The organism is Mycobacterium sp. (assembly GCF_035499775.1).
In the GTDB taxonomy this organism is placed as follows: domain Bacteria; phylum Actinomycetota; class Actinomycetes; order Mycobacteriales; family Mycobacteriaceae; genus Mycobacterium.
The window spans coordinates 1-2,750 of record NZ_DATJYB010000618.1 but is presented as its reverse complement, the minus strand read 5'-3'; the positions used below and the strand labels follow the sequence as shown (position 1 = coordinate 2,750).

The 2,750-nt window shown below is 61.5% G+C and carries 5 protein-coding genes and 1 pseudogene; 2 read left to right on the top strand and 4 right to left on the bottom strand.

Translation table 11 applies throughout. The annotated features are described in order from the left end of the window. The first annotated feature begins 350 nt into the window (after nucleotides 1-350). A complete protein-coding gene (locus VML93_RS37150) occupies nucleotides 351-779 on the top strand; it encodes a cellulose-binding domain-containing protein (protein ID WP_325618658.1) in 429 nt (142 codons plus the stop codon). Between the two features lie 46 nt (nucleotides 780-825). Here VML93_RS37150 and VML93_RS37145 read toward each other — a convergent pair whose 3' ends face one another. Continuing rightward, complete coding sequence (locus VML93_RS37145) at nucleotides 826-975, bottom strand: hypothetical protein (protein ID WP_325618656.1); 150 nt, start codon at nucleotides 973-975, stop codon at nucleotides 826-828. Beyond that, the gene (locus VML93_RS37140) at nucleotides 972-1,322 is read right to left on the bottom strand and encodes a hypothetical protein (RefSeq protein WP_325618654.1); all 351 of its coding nucleotides are present in this window, start codon (nucleotides 1,320-1,322) and stop codon (nucleotides 972-974) included. The genes VML93_RS37145 and VML93_RS37140 overlap by 4 nt, the downstream gene beginning before the upstream one ends. Here VML93_RS37140 and VML93_RS38810 point away from each other — a divergent pair. Then, nucleotides 1,210-1,626, top strand: coding sequence for a MarR family transcriptional regulator (locus tag VML93_RS38810; protein WP_414686546.1), 417 nt, complete (start codon nucleotides 1,210-1,212; stop codon nucleotides 1,624-1,626). The two genes, VML93_RS37140 and VML93_RS38810, sit on opposite strands and share 113 nt — an antisense overlap. On the opposite strand, the pseudogene VML93_RS37135 reads toward VML93_RS38810, so the two are convergent. After that, a pseudogene (locus VML93_RS37135) lies at nucleotides 1,528-1,869 on the bottom strand (type II toxin-antitoxin system VapC family toxin); the annotation flags it as partial. The gene VML93_RS38810 and the pseudogene VML93_RS37135 overlap by 99 nt on opposite strands. A gap of 4 nt (nucleotides 1,870-1,873) precedes the next feature. Then, nucleotides 1,874-2,107 carry an AbrB/MazE/SpoVT family DNA-binding domain-containing protein gene (locus VML93_RS37130; RefSeq protein WP_325618650.1) on the bottom strand — a complete coding sequence of 78 codons (234 nt, stop codon included), beginning with the start codon at nucleotides 2,105-2,107 and terminating at the stop codon, nucleotides 1,874-1,876. Between the last annotated feature and the right edge of the window lie 643 nt (nucleotides 2,108-2,750).

Below are 2,750 nucleotides of genomic sequence, written 5' to 3'. Positions count from 1 at the left end.
GCTTGGCCAGCGAATGCGATCTTCATAACTTGGGCTCTTTGTCGGGTAGGGCACGGCCAGAACGTAGATGTCTGCACAGCGAACCTTTGTAGACAACGTCGGGCACGGCACGAGTACTCGACTACTTGTGTTTATGGAAGGCTGCCGAGTTGAGAACACACAGGAGCCACGTCGTGAGCGACGTTGAGGACCACGGCTCGGAACTTGACGAATTCGATGACGATCACCGGCGGCTGGTTCAGGCTGGATCGAGGCTGAAATTTCATGATGGTTTCAGTTGAGCAAAGGTACTGCAGCTTACCCGCGATGCGAGGGCCGATATCGCCTGCTTGGCTATAGTGTTGGCTGCCATGGCCGGACTGAACAATTACGTGAAGCGCTGGTGCACAGCGCTTCACGTAGCCTTGTCGGCAGTGGTGGCCGCCATCCTCGGACTCGCCGTCGCCCCCGCAGCTCATGCGGCTGCAGCCACGGCGACGCTGTCGGTGGAACATACGTGGCAGACCGGTTTCATCGCGCACTTCGCCATCACCAACTCGAGCATGGTGCCGCTCTCCGATTGGAAGCTTGAATTCGACATGCCGGTGGGACAATCCGTCTCGCACACGTGGAATAGCACCATTACCCAATCTGGCACGCACTTTGTTCTCACCCCCGCGAATTGGAATCGCAGCATTGCCCCCGGTGGGTCAGCCACAGGTGGTCTAAGGGGCGTGCTGATCGGTACCTACTCGCCACCGTCGAATTGTGTGCTCAACGGGCAATATCCTTGCACCTAGAGGCGACTGCGCACTGAGGCTCGACCGCCCCGAGACCCACCAACGGTCAGACGGCGTTGCGTTCTTCGTGCGCTCGCAGGATGCGGGATGTATACGGATTGAGTTCTTCCGGGCCGTCTTCGCCGACGATGACCGTTCCACCGACCGTCACAAGGTGACGACCGAAGCCGCAACTGGGCTCGAACGCGAAGGTCATGCCGGTTCGAGTTTCATGTCGCCCAGGATCGTGTCAAGCCCGGGGAACTCCGGATAGTGTTCGATATCAGCCATATTCGGTCGTCTGGGCGGGATGCCGGCGAATGAGCCGTATGGTTCAATCCGTGGAGTTGGGGTCCGCGCACCGAGCCGCCGGCCTTCTGGACCGAAGTCGATCGTCGCCACCACGCTGCGCGAATTCGATGCGCCCAGTTCGGTCGCAGACACCTTGTGGGTGCTCGCGACCAGTAAGCAGCCCGCAACCTTTCGCGACATCGCCAGCAGGCTGGGATGCGACCCGTCCACCGTGAGCTTGGAGGCGGACAAGCTCGACCAGGCTGGGCTCATTGCGCGTCAACCCCATCCGACCGAACGGCCGCAAGCGCACCCTGATCCTCACCGAGCGCGGACACGAGATGTGGGACGTGCTATGACGAAATGCAAACGCGATCAGAGGCCCCGATGGAGGGTCCAGCGGAACCTACTACTTGACCGGCGACAGCAGCTCGTAGGTGACGCCCAGTGCCCGATACGTAGGCTCGGCCCGCCTGTCGCATGTGATGAGCGGCAACTTATGCTCGCGTGCAGCTGCGCCGACCAGACCGTCGTAGAGCGCGCCACCGGCCAAGCCCGCGTCGACGAACTCCCGTAATAGGTCCGCCGTGTCCGTTGCCGACAGGAAGCGAGAATCCGGAAAATTCGTCACCTCTAGGCGGAACGCGGCGGCCGGACTAAGGCGCTGTGGCGGCGGCAACCGGGTGAGGAGCGACAACAGCTCCACGGCAGCATGCCCAGACATCCCCCGACGGCACGCCAGGAGCCTAGCTCTTGCTGCCCGGTGAAATGGGTTCTCGCGCTGCGCCAGTGCGAGGGCCGCACTGGTGTCAACAAGCACATGTTCAGCGTTGGGCGCCAAGCCGCAACTGCCTGACCGAGTCGTCGTCAAGCTCCGGCCCACCGCTGGGCAGCAGGAGAAGCCCGTCCCTTTCGTCGAGTTCGTCGGCCGCCACGCTCTCAATCCGGATAGCAGCCCCGTCGACCGAGATCTCCACTTCCCCCGCAGTAATGCCCGACTGCTCACGGAGCGACTTTGGGATCACCAAGCGTCCAGCCTTATCGATGGTAGTACGCATACCATCATCCTACCATAGATATGGTAGGCATATCGGTCGTCCGAAAGAAGCGGTCACCGGGCGGCCACACCGTTCGCAAGGAACGCATCCCACCCGGACCGGCGGCCAAAGCCGCCGGGTTGTCTTCGCGGCCGGCCAACCAACGTCGTCGAGTGTGCCAACGCAAGTTACTGCACAGCGGGGGGCAGTATCACACGCCGACGTATTCGCGCATTACATGCGAAAAACCAATTCACTACTGGTAACCCGCCATATTCGTTTCCGTCGTATTCCTCCCGATACGCAGCAGCGCATCGGTTGAGATGTGGAAGGGGAGGGGCGCTGATTGCCGGGATGGCTGTGGCCTGATCAACTGGCGCGTCTCTGCAAGGTTCGGAGGCAAGTTCGTTTGCTGACGCGTGCGATCGGCGTGGTACATCAGCGTTCCAATTGGCAGGCGAGCGCGTCGCCAGCCGGTCGGGTCGGTGGTCAGGAAAATGGGTTGGCCGGGATCTGGTTCGGGCGTAATGCCTCAAATCAAGATGCCCGCGAAAATTGATCGATGCCTCAGGGAGGAATGCCCGCGAAACGGGCCGGCTCAGACGGCCTTGGTTCGGATGCCTTTGCGGATGTCGGGTAGGGCGGTCGGGATGCCGGCGAGGTA

What these genes read in the sequence shown, in the direction of transcription:
- VML93_RS37145 (WP_325618656.1), bottom strand. Translation starts at nt 975, where the DNA reads ATGACCTTCGCGTTCGAGCCCAGTTGCGGCTTCGGTCGTCACCTTGTG.
- VML93_RS37150 (WP_325618658.1), top strand. Translation starts at nt 351, where the DNA reads ATGGCCGGACTGAACAATTACGTGAAGCGCTGGTGCACAGCGCTTCAC.
- VML93_RS37140 (WP_325618654.1), bottom strand. Translation starts at nt 1,322, where the DNA reads ATGAGCCCAGCCTGGTCGAGCTTGTCCGCCTCCAAGCTCACGGTGGAC.
- VML93_RS37130 (WP_325618650.1), bottom strand. Translation starts at nt 2,107, where the DNA reads ATGCGTACTACCATCGATAAGGCTGGACGCTTGGTGATCCCAAAGTCG.